Below are 15,749 nucleotides of genomic sequence, written 5' to 3' on the forward strand. Positions count from 1 at the left end.
ATATGAATTTACTAATCTGCCAAAATACAATCAAGGTAAGTTAATTCGTTACACCGTGACTGAAAATACAGTGGAAGACTATTCCACAACAGTGAATGGTACAGACTTAACAAACCGCTATACACCAGGTAAAACAAGTGTGACAGTCACAAAACGATGGAATGACAACCAAAATCAAGACGGAATACGTCCGAATGCTATTAGTGTTCAGCTTTATGCAGATGGCAAAGAAAGTGGCAAACCAGTGGAATTAAATGATGGGAATGAATGGACATATACTTGGCAAGATTTAGCTGAAAAGGCAAATGGAACCACAATTAAATACACTGTTAAAGAAATCAATGAGGTATCAGGTTACGCAACAAATGTGCTAGATGATAACATTGGAAATATCATTATTACAAATACCCATGATCCAGAAATCACTGAAATTAAAGGTGAAAAACACTGGGATGATGCCAATAATCAAGATGGCAAACGCCCGACATCAATTGAAGTGAATTTACTAGCTGATGGGAAAATTATTGATACTAAAACAGTGACAGAAAAAGACAATTGGCAATATGAATTTACTAATCTGCCAAAATACAATCAAGGTAAGTTAATTCGTTACACCGTGACTGAAAATGCAGTGGAAGATTATTCCACAACAGTGAGTGGTGCTGATTTGACCAATCACTACACACCAGGTAAAACAAGTGTCACCGTGACAAAACGTTGGGATGATAATCAAAATCAAGACGGATTACGACCAGAGTCCATTCAAGTTCAGCTTTATGCAGATGGCAATGAAAGTGGTAAACCAGTTGAATTAAATGACAGTAATAAGTGGCAGTATACTTGGCAAGAGTTAGATGAAAAAGCCAATGGAAAAACAATTCATTACACAGTAAAAGAGATTGAAAAAGTACCTGATTATTCAATGAGTGTGTCAGATAATGATAAGGGGAATATTATTATTACGAATACTCACACGCCTGAGATGACTCAAGTAAAAGGTGAAAAACACTGGGATGATGCCAATAATCAAGATGGTAAGCGTCCAACCTCGATTGAAGTGAATTTATTAGCGAATGGTAAAGTTATTGAGACTAAAGCAGTGACTGAAAAAGATAACTGGAAATATGATTTTACTAATCTACCAAAATATGAGTCAGGTAAAGAAATAAATTATACCGTGACAGAAAACATTGTCTCAGGTTACTCAACTAGTATTGATGGTACAGATATAACCAATCATTACACACCAGGAAAAACAAGCGTTACCGTGACAAAACGTTGGGAAGATAATCAAAATAAAAACAATACACGTCCAACGAGCATTAAAGTTCAACTCTATGCGGATGGTAAGAAAAGTGGTAAAGCTGTTGAATTGAATGAGGATAATCATTGGACATATACGTGGGATAAATTAGCCGAAAAAGCGAATGGAAAATCAATTAACTATACAGTGGAAGAAATAACGGATGTACCAGGTTACACAACAAGTGTGAATGACACGAATATTGGTAACATCATTATCACAAATACTTTAAATGATGAGTCGCGAGATAACGTTCCAAATACAGGTGGAAATAACAACAGTAGTAACGGACAATCAAATAACAACTCAAACTCACAAAATAAATTACCAAGTACGGGTGAAAAGAGTGACGTTATGCTATTTATCAGTGGACTAGTTGTTCTTATGGTTAGTGCGATAGTTGTCTGGTATGTAAAACAACATAGTGTAACAGAATAATATGACATGAGACTGATCCAAAAGTCTTAAAATAAAAAAATCCCATGAAATCAGTTTATTAAAACACTGACTTCATGGGATTTCTGTTTTGTTAGTTTAGTGATTTTCATTTAAAAAGTTACTTTTAGGTCAGTCTCTTTTTTATCTAAGTTCTTTTTCTAACAGCACACAAATAATGCCATCTTCAATGAATTCATCCGAGACAACTTGATAGCCTAATTTTTGATAAAAACCGATTGCTTGCTTTTCTCCATGAACTCGAGAAAGCGTACAGTGTTGTTTTTTACCGATTTGTTCTAATTCTAAAATTAATCGTCTACCTAAACCTTGTTTGCGCATCGTTTTATGGACGCATAACCTATCGGGACGTAAAGTGGTTTCGTCATCTTGTTGATACCTAACTGTTGCAACAGGGTTTTTATCATGATAAATGACTAGATAAAAGGTGCTATCGATATCTAGTTCATCAAATTCAGCTTTTAAGGATATTCCTTGTTCTTGGACAAAGACAAGTGTTCTTAAATAAAATGCAGCAGCTTTGTTCCAAGGGGCGTTATTAAAGACAATTTGAATCATATGATTCTCTCCTTTTCAAATAGATAGTTTCAGTGTATCATACTACTATCTTAATGTTGGAGGTAAGTATGAAAAAGGTATTAACTTATGGACTAGTGATTCTAGTTATTTTTATTATCATAGGGTTAGGTGCAGGGGTTAATTATTTATTTAACTATGCAATTGTGGCAGGAAAAAAAGATTTCATTAATGATGTGAAACAAGAAAAAATTGACAAAGATTGGCAATTTTCAGCGAATCGTTTAAGCGAATTATCAATTAAAAGTGATGATGGATTAAAATTAGTCGCTAAAAAAGTTACACATGATACACCGAGTAAAAAGGTCGCGATTGTTGCACATGGATACATGGGTAAAAGTGATTTCATGGGACAGTACGCTCAACTTTTTTATGATGAAGGTTTTGATGTATTGGTACCAGATAACCGTGCGCATGGAAAGAGCGAAGGAAAATATGTTGGGTTTGGCTGGTTGGATCGAAACGATTATGTGAAGTGGATTAACACAGTGATAAAAGAATATGGAGAAAAGGTTGACATTGTTCTGTATGGATTAAGCATGGGGGCAGCAACTGTCATGATGACAAGTGGTGAGGAGTTACCAAATCAAGTGAAGGTTATTATTGAAGATTGTGGGTATGATTCAGTAGACAATGAACTAGCTTTTCAGTTAAATGATATGTTTCATCTACCAGCATTTCCAATGATTCCACTAGCTTCTGGATACACGAAACTTCTTGCGGGGTATTCATTTAGTGAAGCAAGTGCAGTCAAACAATTAGAAAAAAATACCCTGCCAATGTTATTTATTCATGGGGATAAAGATGATTTTGTTCCTGAAAAAATGGTTTATGAAGTGTATAATGCTACAAAAGGACCAAAAGAGTTGGTTATTTTTGAAGGAGCAAAACATGCAGATTCCCTAAAAAAATACCCTGAAGAATACAAAAAAACCATTGAAACTTTTTTGGCAAAGTATTTTCCAAAATAGTCAAGAAGCATTGACAGCTAGAGGTTTTTTCATTATAATTTATATGCAACTTAAGGACATATTTTTAAATGATGAATGAATCAGAGAGCGCTTGTTTGGTGAGAGAGTGCAGTTAATTTAAAAATGCTCCCTTATGACTTTGATAGTAATCTATCACGTGTTTTCGCGTTAAGAAAGTAAAAGAGGTAATGACTGTCAAAGCATCATTGCAATCAAGGTGGTACCGCGGTAAACGTCCTTGACTGCAGGGTGCTTTTTTATTATTTTTAGGAGGAATATGGATGAAACAATTATCAAGTAGCCAAGTTAGACAATTATTTTTAGATTTTTTTGAAACAAAAGGGCATAAAATTGAACCAAGTGCCTCTCTTGTCCCAATTGATGATCCAACGTTATTATGGATTAACTCAGGAGTAGCCACATTAAAAAAATATTTTGATGGGTCTGTTGTCCCTGAAAACCCAAGAATTACCAACGCTCAAAAAAGTATTCGTACTAATGATATTGAAAACGTTGGGAAAACAGCACGTCACCATACGATGTTTGAAATGTTAGGAAATTTCTCAGTAGGGGATTACTTTAAAAACGAAGCGATCCATTGGGCTTGGGAATTATTAACAAGTGAAAAATGGTTTGGTTTAGATAAAGACAGATTATACGTGACAGTTCATCCAGATGATGATGACGCCTTTCGTATTTGGCATGAAGAAGTTGGTTTACCAAAAGAATCGATTGTTAAATTAGAAGAAAACTTCTGGGATATTGGGGCTGGTCCATGTGGTCCAAACTCTGAAATATTCTTTGATAGAGGACAAGAATACAATGATGTGGCAGAAGATGATCCAGAAAATTACCCAGGTGGCGAAAATGAACGCTATTTAGAAATTTGGAACTTAGTATTCTCAGAATTTAATCATACTGAAAACAATGAGTATTTACCGTTACCACATAAAAACATTGATACGGGTATGGGATTAGAACGTATGGTATCTATTTTCCAAGATGCTAAAACAAACTTTGAAACAGATTTATTTATTCCAATCATTGAAGCAACTCAAAAAATGTCTGATGGAAAAGAATATGGTAAAGATAGTGCAACAGATACGTCTTTCAAAGTCATTGCTGACCATATTCGTGCGGTATCATTTGCGATTGGTGATGGGGCATTGCCATCAAATGAAGGTCGCGGTTACGTGTTACGTCGTTTAATTCGTCGTGCGGTGATGCATGGTAAAAAACTTGGAATTGATAAAGCCTTTTTAGTGGATTTAGTGCCTGTTGTTGGACAAATTATGGAAAGTTATTACCCAGAAATTGTTGAAAAACAAGACTTTATTCAAAAAGTGATTAAAACAGAGGAAGAGAGATTCCACGAAACAATTAATGATGGACTATCAATTATTAGTGAGTTAATTAAAGATTTGAAAGCATCTAACCAAACAGTCTTATCTGGTAAAGATATCTTTAAATTATATGATACGTATGGATTCCCAGTTGAGTTGACTGAAGAGATGGCTCAAGATGAAGGACTAAGTGTGGATCACGAAGGATTTGAAGTGGAAATGACCGCTCAAAGAGATCGTGCTCGTGCGGCTCGTTCAAAAGAAGAATCAATGTCTGTTCAATCATCTTTATTAACAGATATTAAAGTAGTGAGTGAATTTGTCGGATATACTGAAGACACAGTTGATGCTAAATTAATGGTGATTATCCAAGATGATGAGATTAAAGATGCGACAACTGAAGGCAATGCACAATTAATTTTTGGTCAAACACCATTCTACGCTGAAATGGGTGGACAAGTTGCTGACAAAGGGTCAATTTACAATGAATCAGGTGATTTGGTTGCCAATGTAGTAAATGTTAAAAAAGCACCAAATGGTCAATCACTACACCAAGTGGAAGTGTTTGGTGAATTAAAAACAGACGACACATACCAATTAGTGATTGATAAAGAATTACGACAACGCATCACAAAAAATCATACAGCGACTCACTTATTACACCGTGCGTTAAAAGATGTATTAGGAGAGCATGCTAATCAGGCAGGGTCACTTGTAGCACCAGGTTATTTACGATTTGACTTTACTCATTTTGAGCAAGTGACACCTGAAGAGTTAAAACAAATGGAAGAAATCGTAAATGAAAAAATTTGGGCTCACTTACCAGTTGTCACAGTTGAAACAGATATTGATTCAGCAAAAGAAATGGGTGCAATGGCACTGTTTGGTGAAAAATATGGTAAAAATGTTCGTGTGGTAAATGTTGATGGTTACTCTATTGAATTATGTGGTGGGGTACACGTAAGTAATACTTCTGATATTGGTGTTTTCAAAATCGTTTCTGAATCAGGAATTGGTGCAGGTGTCAGACGTATTGAAGCTGTGACAAGTAAAGAAGCTTATGAAGCCTTTAGAGAAGAAGAAGGGTTACTTCGTGAAGTCTCTAAATTTGTTAAAGCACCTCAACTGAAAGATACAGTTCAACGAGTGGAACAATTACAAGAACAATTAAAACAAGCTCAAAAAGAAGTGGAACAATTAAGTGCAAAATTAGCTAACGCTGAAGCAGAAGATGTGTTTAAAAACATTAAAGAAGTAGATGGTGTAACATATATCGCCTCTAAAGTAGCAGTAAAAGACATGAATCAATTACGTCAATTGGCAGATCAATGGAAACAAAAATCATTGTCTGATATTTTAGTTTTAGGTTTAGTACAAGGTGAGAAAGTTAACTTACTTGTCAGTATGACAAAAGAAATGAATGACAAAGGATTGAAATCAGGAGATTTAATCAAAGCGATTGCCCCACTTGTTGGTGGTGGCGGTGGTGGTCGTCCTGACATGGCTCAAGCTGGTGGTAAAAATCCAGAAGGGTTACAATCAGCGCTTGATGCAGTAGCATCTTGGATTAGTGAACATAAATAAATGAAAAAAGAAAAAGCTTAGAAATCAATTATTGGTTTCTAAGCTTTTTTGCTATTTGTTTTGAATATAATATTCTAAAATTTGAACAGCGTTTGTTGCTGCGCCTTTTCTCACTTGGTCGCCACAACACCATAATGTTAAAACAGATTGATTTCCAATCTTGCTTTTACGAATTCGTCCAACATAGACTAAATCTTGATTTGATGTATCTAGAGGCATTGGGTAGCCTTGATGGTCTAAATCATCGATTAACTTGACGCCATCTGTTTCACTGACGATTTGTCGTGCTTCTTCAACAGATAAGTCTTTGTCTAAGAAGAGTGTAATAGCTTCAGAATGAGAACGAATAACAGGCACACGAACACAAGTACACGTTACATCAAGGTCGGGATGATGCAAGATTTTACGTCCTTCATTTTGTAATTTCATTTCCTCACTTGAATGGCCTTCTTCGTTAAAGCCACCAATTTGAGGGATTAAATTATACGCGATTTGATAAGGGAAAATGTGAGGTGTGACACTTTTTCCTTCTGCAATATCAACGACTTGCGTTTCTAATTCTTCAATCCCTTGTTTACCTGCACCAGATACTGCTTGATAAGTGGATACAATCATTGAATGAATGGTTGCTTCTTTATGTAATTTTGCAATCGCGACAAGTGCAATAATGGTTGAACAATTAGGGTTGGCAATAATTCCTTGATGATTAAAAATATCATCAGGATTTACTTCTGGCACAACCAATGGGACATTTTCATCTAAGCGATAAATACTTGAATTATCAATCACTAAACATCCTTGTTTTTTAGCTTCTGGCAAATAAATGCGTGCAATGTCATCATCTAAGGCACATAGCACCACATCAATGCCTTCAAAACAATCTGTTGTAAGGGTTTCAATGACTAATTCTTTGTCACCAAACATCATGGTTTGACCAGCACTTCTTTTAGAAGCAAATAATTTCAAGTCTTTAATCGGGATGTTGCGTTCTAATAAAGAATTTAACATCTCTTTTCCAACTTCACCTGTAGCGCCCAAAATAGCGACTGTTAATTGACTCATAAACTATCGTCTCCTTCGAATTCATAGTAAATTGTTTGAATGGTTGTATTGTAATCTTCATTTTTAACCCCAATAATAATGGTTAACTCATCACTTGTTTGTGAGATGAGTGAGATATTAATGTGTTGTTTTCCAAGAGCACTAAACAAACGACCGCTCATCCCTGTTTTGTTTTTCATAAAACGAGAGACAATGGCGATTAAGGCGATATCATGAATCACCGTTACTTTATCTGCTTGTGTGATGGCTTTTAAATCAGAAATGACTTCATAGTAAAAGGGTTTTAATTTATCAGAGTCAACAACTAGTGAGAAAGAATCCACACCTGTTGGGATATGCTCTACGATAATGCGGTATTTTTCCATACATTCTAGTGCTTTTCTGATAGTCCCAAAGTCATTGGACATATGTGATTTTACCACTGTAATAATGGAAAAATCTTTTTTACCCGTAATTCCGGTAATCGCTTGACGTTTCTCCTGTTCATCTTCAGCTGTAATGACTGTTCCGCAATTGGTAGGGTCATTGGTATTTAAAATATGGATTGGAATACATTTTTCTCTGACAGGGTTGACCGCTTCTTCGTGGATGACATTTGCCCCCATATAGGCTAATTCACGTAATTCTTCATAGGTAATGGTTTCAATTTGTTTTGGATCTCTAACGATGCGTGGGTCAGCTTTTAAGATACCAGATACATCTGTCCAGTTTTCATAACAGACTGCATCCATCACACTAGCTAGAAAACTACCTGTAATATCACTACCACCACGTGACATCAAGTGAATGGATTTATCAGGATAAGCGCCATAAAATCCAGGAACGACGATTTTGTCTGATTGTTTAACATGATGTTGAATTGCTTTACAAGAGCGTTTTTCATCAATTTGCCCATTTGGTTTAAAGATAATAATGTCTTTAGCGTCAACAAATTTAAAGCCTAAGTAATTACTCAATAATTTGGCTGTTAAATATTCCCCGCGGCTGACTAAGTAATCAATGTCGATGGAATCTTGTATTTTATCGTATAAACTATCTAAATCTTTAGAGATATCAGATGTTAAGTTTAATTCATTTTCGATGCGTGTTAATTTGTCACGAATCATTTGAAATAAATCATCAAATGGCATGCCATAGCGTTTATGTTCATAACATAAGTACAATAAGTCAGTCATTTTATGATCATCTGATTGTTCTTTTCCACTAGCACTTGTGACCACAACTGTTCTTGTTGGGTCACTATCAATAATGTGCTTAACTTTTCTAAATTGTGTTGCATTTGCGACACTGCTCCCACCAAATTTTGTTACTTTAATCATGCCAATCCTCCTGAGTAATCACTCTCACAATAAGAGCGTCTTTTAATTGTGTTTGCTTTTTGATGTCAGATAAAGTGATTGGATGAGTGATAAGGTAGTCGCCATCTGTTTCTTTAATTAAACTGGCATCAACTGATTCGTTTGTTCGAATAATGAATGTATAATGATTTTGTTTGGTATCAATTATAGCATTATTTTCATCATTGTCAGTATCTATATAAGAAATATTTTTTGAAATATCTAATATGTCTTGAACCACTGCATTGGCTGTTGGTAATTTTCCAGCACCTTGACCGTAAAATTTGAGTGTTCCGATTGTTTGGCCTTCAAGACTGGCAATATTATTGTTACTTGGAATGGTTGCTTCAACAAATGTTTCAGGTACAGCGTGTAACGAGATAACCCCTTCATCATGCGTGATTTCACCAATGTATTTGACAATTTGACCTTTTTGTTTGAAGTAATGAATATCGCCTTTTGTGATTTGCTTCATTGAGTGAACAAAGAAATCATCTGGATCAAGTTTTTTATTAAATGCTTTTCTAGCTGAAATGATTAATTTGTTTAACACATCAAAGCCATCAATATCTGCACTTGGGTCAGCTTCAGCGTAACCTAAGTCTTGGGCCTCTTTTAACACATCACCAAAATCTTCGTCTTCTTTTAGCATCGTATCTAAGATAAAGTTTGATGTACCATTTAAAATACCATAACATTTTGAGATGTTATCAATTCTTGAAGCGAGTTCAACATTTTTAATCCATGGAATTCCTCCACCAACACTTGCTTCAAAGCTTAAGGACACACCATTTTCTTTTGCTAAATTAGTTAGTTCATCATAATGTCTAGCAATGACTGCTTTATTTGCAGTGACCACATGTTTTTTACTCTTTAACATACGAGAAATTAAATCAAAGGGGACATCGATACCGCCTAAGACTTCAACGACTAATTCGATTTCTTTATCGTTTATAATGTCTTCGATATTAGAACAGAAGTTTGGAATAGTCATCGTGTCACTAGGACGACACCATACTTTTTCCACGCTAAATTTTTTTGCTAAATTTTTTTGCTGTAAAATTTCATAAACACCTGAACCAACTGTTCCAAAACCAAGGATTGCAATTTTCATAATAAGTCCTCCTGTAAAATACACTTGTTTTTATATGGTGAACATTGTATCATAGACTAAAATGAAAGACAAGGAGTGTTACGATGGAAAAAAAATATCAAAGTACCAGAAATGAAACAATTAACTATTCCGCTAGTCAAGCGATTTTAGCAGGGTTAAGTCCTGATGGAGGATTGTTTGTCTTGCCTAACTTAGATGATGTCAATTTAGATGTATCGACTGTTTTAGATAAGGACTATCAAGAGATTGCAGCACTGGTTCTCAATCAGTTTTTCAATGAGTTTTCAGAAAGTGATATCAAAAAATGTGTAAAAGAAGCGTACACTCATACGTTTAGTGATGAAAAGATTACGCCATTAAAAAAAGTTGGCGATGATTTTGTTTTAGAATTATTCCATGGACCAACGTGTTCATTTAAGGATGTTGCTTTATCACTTTTACCAAAACTAGTTAATTTATCAGCAAAAACACAAAATAATACGAATAAACGATTAATTTTAACGGCAACAAGTGGAGACACAGGAAAAGCTGCTTTAGAAGGGTTTAAAAATGATCCGCTAGTTGATATCATTGTTTACTATCCAAACAATGGTGTTTCAACCATTCAAGAAAAACAGATGCAAACACAAGATGGAGATAATGTCGCGGTGGTATCAATAAACGGAAATTTTGATGACGCGCAAAGTAATGTGAAACGTTTATTCCATGATGAAGAATTGGTAGCTTTACTAAAAGACCATGACATTGAGTTTTCAAGTGCCAACTCGGTTAATATTGGTCGACTAATTCCCCAAGTTGTTTATTATTTTGTATCTTATGCAGAATTAGTTAACACCGGTGAAATCAAATTAGGTGAAAAAGTGGATTACATCGTGCCAACTGGAAATTTTGGTAATATTTTAGCAGGATATTACGCGCAACAAATGGGTGTGCCAATTAATAAGTTGATTTGTGCATCAAATGAGAACAATGTGTTATATGATTTCTTAAAAACAGGAGAGTATGATACCAATCGTGAGTTTAAAAAGACAAGCTCTCCAAGTATGGATATTTTGATTTCATCAAACTTAGAAAGAATGCTGTTCCATTTAAGTGGGGGAGATGCTAAGTATGTAGCCGACTTAATGAACCAATTAAAAACAACAGGGAAATTCAAGATTTCTGATGAGTTGCTAAAAACAATTCAGTGTACGTTTGAGACAGGATATGCGACAGACAAAGAAGTCGCTGAACAAATCGATAAAGTTTATAACGAAAAAGGTTATCTGCTTGATCCACATACAGCCGTGGCTTCTTATGTGCTAGAAAACAGTCCAGAAAAGAAAGAAAAAACAGTGATTTTATCAACTGCTTCTCCTTATAAATTTGTTCAAGAAGTGAGCAAAGATATTCCAAAACTTGAGATTGATAGCGCGCAAGATGAATTTAAACTAATTGATGAATTAGAAGAAAAAACAACCGTCTATGCACCAAAACAGTTGAAAGACTTAAAAGAGTTACCAATTTTGCATGATGAAGTGATTGATATTGAGCAAATGAAAGATATTATTATTAAACAGGTAGGTGAGTAAGCTTATGGTTCATATTCAAGTACCCGCCACGTCTGCCAATGTAGGTGTGGGATTTGATACATTAGGTTTAGCTGTGACATTTTATGGGGAATGTGAGGTTGAATTATCAGACAAGTTGGAGATTACAGGGTGTCCTGTGGCATTCCAGACAGAAGATAATTTGATTTATCAATCTTATAAGTATGTTTTAGAAAAATTAAATAAACCTGTTACACCAATTAAATTAAAAATAGATAGTGATATTCCGTTTGCTAGGGGATTAGGTAGCAGTGCAGTCTGTATTGTGTCAGGTGTATTAGCAGCAAATGAATTACATGAGTTACATTTAAGTGAAAGTGAGTTAGTCACCTATTGTACACAACTTGAGGGACACCCTGATAATGTGGTACCAGCATTGCTTGGTGGATTAAGTGCCTCATACCAAATGGGAGATACAATTTTTTATCAGCATTATCCAGTTGATGAATCTTACCAATTTGTTGCCTTTGTACCAGATTTTACGTTAGAAACAGCTGTGGCAAGAGATGTGTTACCAGAAAGTTACTCATTGAAAACTGTGGTTAATAATCAAGCCAAATTATTGTTTTTATTAGAAGCATTAAAAACAGGAGATGCTACTAATTTAGACAAATTTTTAGATGATGACATTCATCAACCTTATCGTAAAAAATTGATTGACGAATATGATATAGTAGAGAATATCGCAAAAAAATCAGGAGCAAAAGGGTTTTATATCTCAGGAAGTGGGTCAACGCTGATGGGAGTCTATAATCAGTCAGTCAACATGGAGGCATTAAATGATTCTTTGAAGTCGCTGAAACATCATTGGAGAGCTCTTGATTTATCAGTGGACTATAAAGGAGCAAACGTATGTCACAGAACTATCTAATTGTTAATCAAGCTGTCTTGCCTGAAGTTTTTTCAAAGGTTATTGAGGCAAAAAAATTACTTAACTCAGGAGATTATAAAAATATTAGTGAAGTGGTCAATGAAGTGGGCATTTCAAGGAGTGCCTTTTATAAATATAAAGACCATGTCTTTGTGGCTGATAAAACAGCACAAATTAGAAAAACATTGATTTCATTTAATCTAACAGATAAAAAAGGGTTGTTGTCTTCTGTATTAAACCGTCTATCAGAGTTAGGTGGAAATGTGTTAACCATTAATCAAAATATTCCCATTCAAGATACAGCAACCGTTGTGATGGGGATTGATATTAAAGAGTTAACAATTTCTGTTAATGATTTATTGATTGAATTAGAAAAGCTTAGGGGAGTCAATCACTTGCAATTACTATCAATAGAATAAAAGAAAAAGCTGGAAAAACGATTAAATCGTTTTTCCAGCTTTTTTAGTTAGTTTTGTTCTAAAGTTTCGATGCACTCACTAATATGTGCGATTGTTTTGTCGATGTCTTCTTGTGTCGTTTCAGGTGAGATGGTACACATACGCAATACCGTTTTACCATTTAGTTTAGTTGTCAAAATTTGAGCAAAACCGGCATTAGAAATCAGATTGGATAATTTAGTATTCCATTCATTTAATTCTAGTTCACTTAATTCGTCATTGAAGTATCTAAAATTAATAATGGCTGTTTGAGCTGGGGTGATGATTTCTAATTTAGGTGTTTTTTGGACAACAGACTCAGTGTATTCGGCTAATTTAATACCATAATCAATCGTATCGCCTAGTTTTTTTGTTCCCAATGCTTGTAAAGACAACCATAATTTAACCCCACGAGCAGGACGAGATAGATCAAGTCCTAAATCCCATGTATTGATGTGTTCATTTTCAGAAGCATCTTCTAAATACTCAGGCGTTTCACTAAAACTTCTTAATAAATCTGTTTTATCTTTTACGAGTAACATGGCACAAGAGTAACTTTGGAATAACCACTTATGAGCGTCCCATGTGATACTGTCAGCTTTTTCAATTCCTGTTAATAAGTGTTTGTGACTCGTTGACAATAAAACAGACGCGCCAAATGCGCCATCAACGTGTAACCACAAATCTTCTTTTTGACAAATATCTGCTAATTCGGGTAGGGGATCGATGACACCAGCGTTTGTTGTCCCAGCTGTGGCGATGACAATAAAAGGTATCAATCCAGATTTCTTATCTTTTTTAATACTCTCAAGCAACGAGTCAGGCAGGATTTTTAACCCGTCATCTGTTTTTACTCGGCGAATGCGTTCATCTGGTATGCCAATCACATGAAGCGCTTTATGAACGCTATGATGCGCTTGATCTGAAATATAGACAACTCCTTTTGTGATGTCATCTAAATGCAAATATTTATCACGGGCAGCAATGGTGGCATTTAAGTTTGCCATAGACCCACCTGATAAAAAAATTCCACTTGCTTTTTTAGGATCAAATCCAGCTTTTTCACACAACCAAGACATGGTTTCTTCTTCAATGACAGCTGTTCCTGAACTTGAATAAAAACCAGCCGCATTAGGATTGTAAAATGATTCGAGTAAATCACCTAGTTTGGAAATATCCACAACTGGTGCTGGTATGAATGCAAAATTTCGTTTATGTTCACTAACATTTCTAAAAGGGTAGACAGTTTCTTCTAAAGTTGCGAGTAGACTGGACAAGTCTCTTCCTTCTTCAGTAAAGTCTAAAGTTTGTAATTGTTTAATTGTTTTTTCTGGAATAATATCGATTGGTTTTCCTTGTTGGATGGTTTCTTTATTTTTGTAAAAAGTATCGATAAATCCTTTCATATAATCTTGAATTTCCATGATAGATTCCCTCCACTGATAGTTTATGCACCATTATTCTATCACAGTTATTTGAAAAAAGTGCCGTTATTTGTATTTCTAATGGGATAATTTATGTTATTTTAATCAATAGTATAAATCTTTTGATTAAAAATCGGTCAAATAGAGAGTAAAAAATGTAAAAAGGGATTGCTAGCAAAATAAATAAATAAACAAAAAATGATTATGTGTTATTTAATTGTCGGAAAATAAAGAAAACCTACCTATTTTGTTATAGGAAAAACCTGAAAATAATAAACAATTATTAGAATTACTGTTAGAATAGAACTGTTATATTTAGAAAGGTGTAGATTTTAAAATTGGCTAAAAATAGAAAAAAGCAATTCATATTAATTTTTTTATTACTTATTTTGGTTGTGGAGGTCGTCTTTTTAGTTCGACGCATGACACTAGATAAAAAAGCATCACAAACACTAGCAAGTGTGACGAGTGAAAAATTGGTGATTGACCAGTCACTAAAAGAGCTTAGTGACAAAAGTTTAGAAAACTATGCCACTAACCAGGAGTTGTTGACAACATCTAATAAAACGCAACAACAAGTTGAAAAGAGCATTAAAACGGTGGATGACATTTCTAATATATCAGGAAAAGTGAAACATCAAAAAAGTCAGTTGTTAACAGAATTACAAAAAGATGCTAAAATGATTCAAATGGTTCAAAATAAAATAAAGACCTCTCAAGAGATGACGGACATTTTTGGCACGAAACCATTTAGCAAAAATGCGTTAGTAAAAAATTTAGCCATTACAAAAAGTATTTCCCCAACTCTGAAAAATGAGTTAATATCGCAAGTGAGTGCTCTACCAAAAGACGAACAACGAGCAGCTCTTGAAGAAGGGGTGAAAGAGCTGACTAGTCAAAATCAACTACTAGCAACCCTTGATAAAGAGATGGCAACTTATATTCAAAATAAAAAGGTTAAGACAGTTCCCTCATCAGAGGAATATAAAAAATTAGACAAAGAAGTCAGCGGCTTGAAAAATGATAAACTGAAAAAAACATATGCGACTCAGTTATCCCTTTTAGAGCAAGAGGTCATTAAAAATGATCCAACTCTTTTAGATGATGATAAAAAAGTGGCGTTAACATTTGATGATGGACCAAATAATACCAGTTCACTTCAAATATTAAATACATTAAAAAAATACGATATTAAAGCAACTTTCTTCATGTTAGGTTCAATGGTTGATACTTATCCTGATGTCGTGAAAAAAATTCACGATGCTGGTCATGAAATTGGTAATCATACTTATGACCACAAAGACTTAACAAAATTAGATGAAGCAAGTATCAAGCAAGAAATTGATTCAACCAATCAAAAAATAGAAAAACTAACAGGTGAAAAACCAACGCTTCTTCGTCCGCCATATGGAGCGTATAATGATCGTGTGACAAAAGTTGAACCAAATATGTCCATTGCTTTATGGAATATTGATACACTAGATTGGAAAACACATAATCCCACAGCTATTCTAGGGGAAGTGAAAAAAGAGTTACAACCTCATAGCATTGTGTTGATGCATGACATTCATCAAGACTCAGCAGATAGTTTGGAAAATGTGATTAAATATTTAAAGAGTCAAGGATACACTTTTGTCTTAGCGAAAGAGTTAATCAATTAAATAGAAAAAGATGATTAGATG

The 15,749-nt window shown here is 34.6% G+C and carries 12 protein-coding genes; 7 read left to right on the forward strand and 5 right to left on the reverse strand.

Annotated features, from left to right (window positions below; genetic code table 11):
• On the forward strand, positions 1 to 1,741 hold a 1,741-nt coding region (locus tag CBF36_RS08305; protein ID WP_125957992.1), incomplete at its 5' end, for a Cna B-type domain-containing protein.
• Positions 1,742 to 1,882: 141 nt separating this feature from the next.
• Here the strand turns inward: CBF36_RS08305 and CBF36_RS08310 are convergent.
• Positions 1,883 to 2,317 (reverse strand): GNAT family N-acetyltransferase, encoded by a 435-nt coding sequence (locus tag CBF36_RS08310; RefSeq protein ID WP_207854490.1) that lies wholly within the window; start codon positions 2,315 to 2,317, stop codon positions 1,883 to 1,885.
• A gap of 68 nt (positions 2,318 to 2,385) precedes the next feature.
• On the opposite strand from CBF36_RS08310, the gene CBF36_RS08315 reads away from it, so the two are divergent.
• Complete coding sequence (locus CBF36_RS08315) at positions 2,386 to 3,306, forward strand: alpha/beta hydrolase (RefSeq protein ID WP_125957993.1); 921 nt, start codon at positions 2,386 to 2,388, stop codon at positions 3,304 to 3,306.
• A 281-nt stretch (positions 3,307 to 3,587) separates the two neighbouring features.
• A complete protein-coding gene (gene alaS / locus CBF36_RS08320) occupies positions 3,588 to 6,233 on the forward strand; it encodes an alanine--tRNA ligase (RefSeq protein ID WP_125957994.1) in 2,646 nt (881 codons plus the stop codon).
• A gap of 51 nt (positions 6,234 to 6,284) precedes the next feature.
• Here the strand turns inward: alaS and CBF36_RS08325 are convergent, their stop codons facing one another.
• The 3 genes from CBF36_RS08325 to CBF36_RS08335 are packed head-to-tail and all read right to left on the reverse strand — an operon-like array spanning position 6,285 to position 9,746.
• Positions 6,285 to 7,295, reverse strand: a complete 1,011-nt coding sequence (locus CBF36_RS08325; protein ID WP_125957995.1) for an aspartate-semialdehyde dehydrogenase — start codon at positions 7,293 to 7,295, stop codon at positions 6,285 to 6,287.
• Positions 7,292 to 8,614, reverse strand: a complete 1,323-nt coding sequence (locus tag CBF36_RS08330) for an aspartate kinase (protein ID WP_125957996.1) — start codon at positions 8,612 to 8,614, stop codon at positions 7,292 to 7,294. Before CBF36_RS08330 ends, CBF36_RS08325 begins: the two co-directional genes overlap by 4 nt.
• Positions 8,607 to 9,746 carry a homoserine dehydrogenase gene (locus tag CBF36_RS08335; protein ID WP_125957997.1) on the reverse strand — a complete coding sequence of 380 codons (1,140 nt, stop codon included), beginning with the start codon at positions 9,744 to 9,746 and terminating at the stop codon, positions 8,607 to 8,609. The genes CBF36_RS08330 and CBF36_RS08335 overlap by 8 nt, the downstream gene beginning before the upstream one ends.
• An 83-nt stretch (positions 9,747 to 9,829) precedes the next feature.
• On the opposite strand from CBF36_RS08335, the gene thrC reads away from it, so the two are divergent.
• Genes thrC through CBF36_RS08350 form a run of 3 tightly spaced genes read left to right on the forward strand, consistent with a single transcriptional unit; the run spans position 9,830 to position 12,625 of the window.
• Positions 9,830 to 11,317: a threonine synthase gene (gene thrC, locus CBF36_RS08340; RefSeq protein WP_125957998.1), complete on the forward strand. Its 1,488-nt coding sequence runs from the start codon at positions 9,830 to 9,832 to the stop codon at positions 11,315 to 11,317.
• Positions 11,318 to 11,321: 4 nt separating this feature from the next.
• Positions 11,322 to 12,206 (forward strand): homoserine kinase, encoded by an 885-nt coding sequence (gene thrB, locus CBF36_RS08345; RefSeq protein WP_125957999.1) that lies wholly within the window; start codon positions 11,322 to 11,324, stop codon positions 12,204 to 12,206.
• Positions 12,188 to 12,625, forward strand: coding sequence for an ACT domain-containing protein (locus CBF36_RS08350; protein WP_125958000.1), 438 nt, complete (start codon positions 12,188 to 12,190; stop codon positions 12,623 to 12,625). Before thrB ends, CBF36_RS08350 begins: the two co-directional genes overlap by 19 nt.
• A gap of 47 nt (positions 12,626 to 12,672) precedes the next feature.
• On the opposite strand, the gene CBF36_RS08355 is transcribed toward CBF36_RS08350, so the two are convergent.
• Positions 12,673 to 14,067 carry a pyridoxal phosphate-dependent decarboxylase family protein gene (locus CBF36_RS08355; protein ID WP_125958001.1) on the reverse strand — a complete coding sequence of 465 codons (1,395 nt, stop codon included), beginning with the start codon at positions 14,065 to 14,067 and terminating at the stop codon, positions 12,673 to 12,675.
• 338 nt (positions 14,068 to 14,405) lie between these two features.
• Between CBF36_RS08355 and CBF36_RS08360 the strand changes: the two genes are divergently transcribed.
• Positions 14,406 to 15,728: a polysaccharide deacetylase family protein gene (locus CBF36_RS08360; RefSeq protein ID WP_125958002.1), complete on the forward strand. Its 1,323-nt coding sequence runs from the start codon at positions 14,406 to 14,408 to the stop codon at positions 15,726 to 15,728.
• Positions 15,729 to 15,749: the final 21 nt, after the last annotated feature.

It is taken from the genome of Vagococcus bubulae, from assembly GCF_003950315.1.
Classification (GTDB): Bacteria; Bacillota; Bacilli; order Lactobacillales; family Vagococcaceae; genus Vagococcus; species Vagococcus bubulae.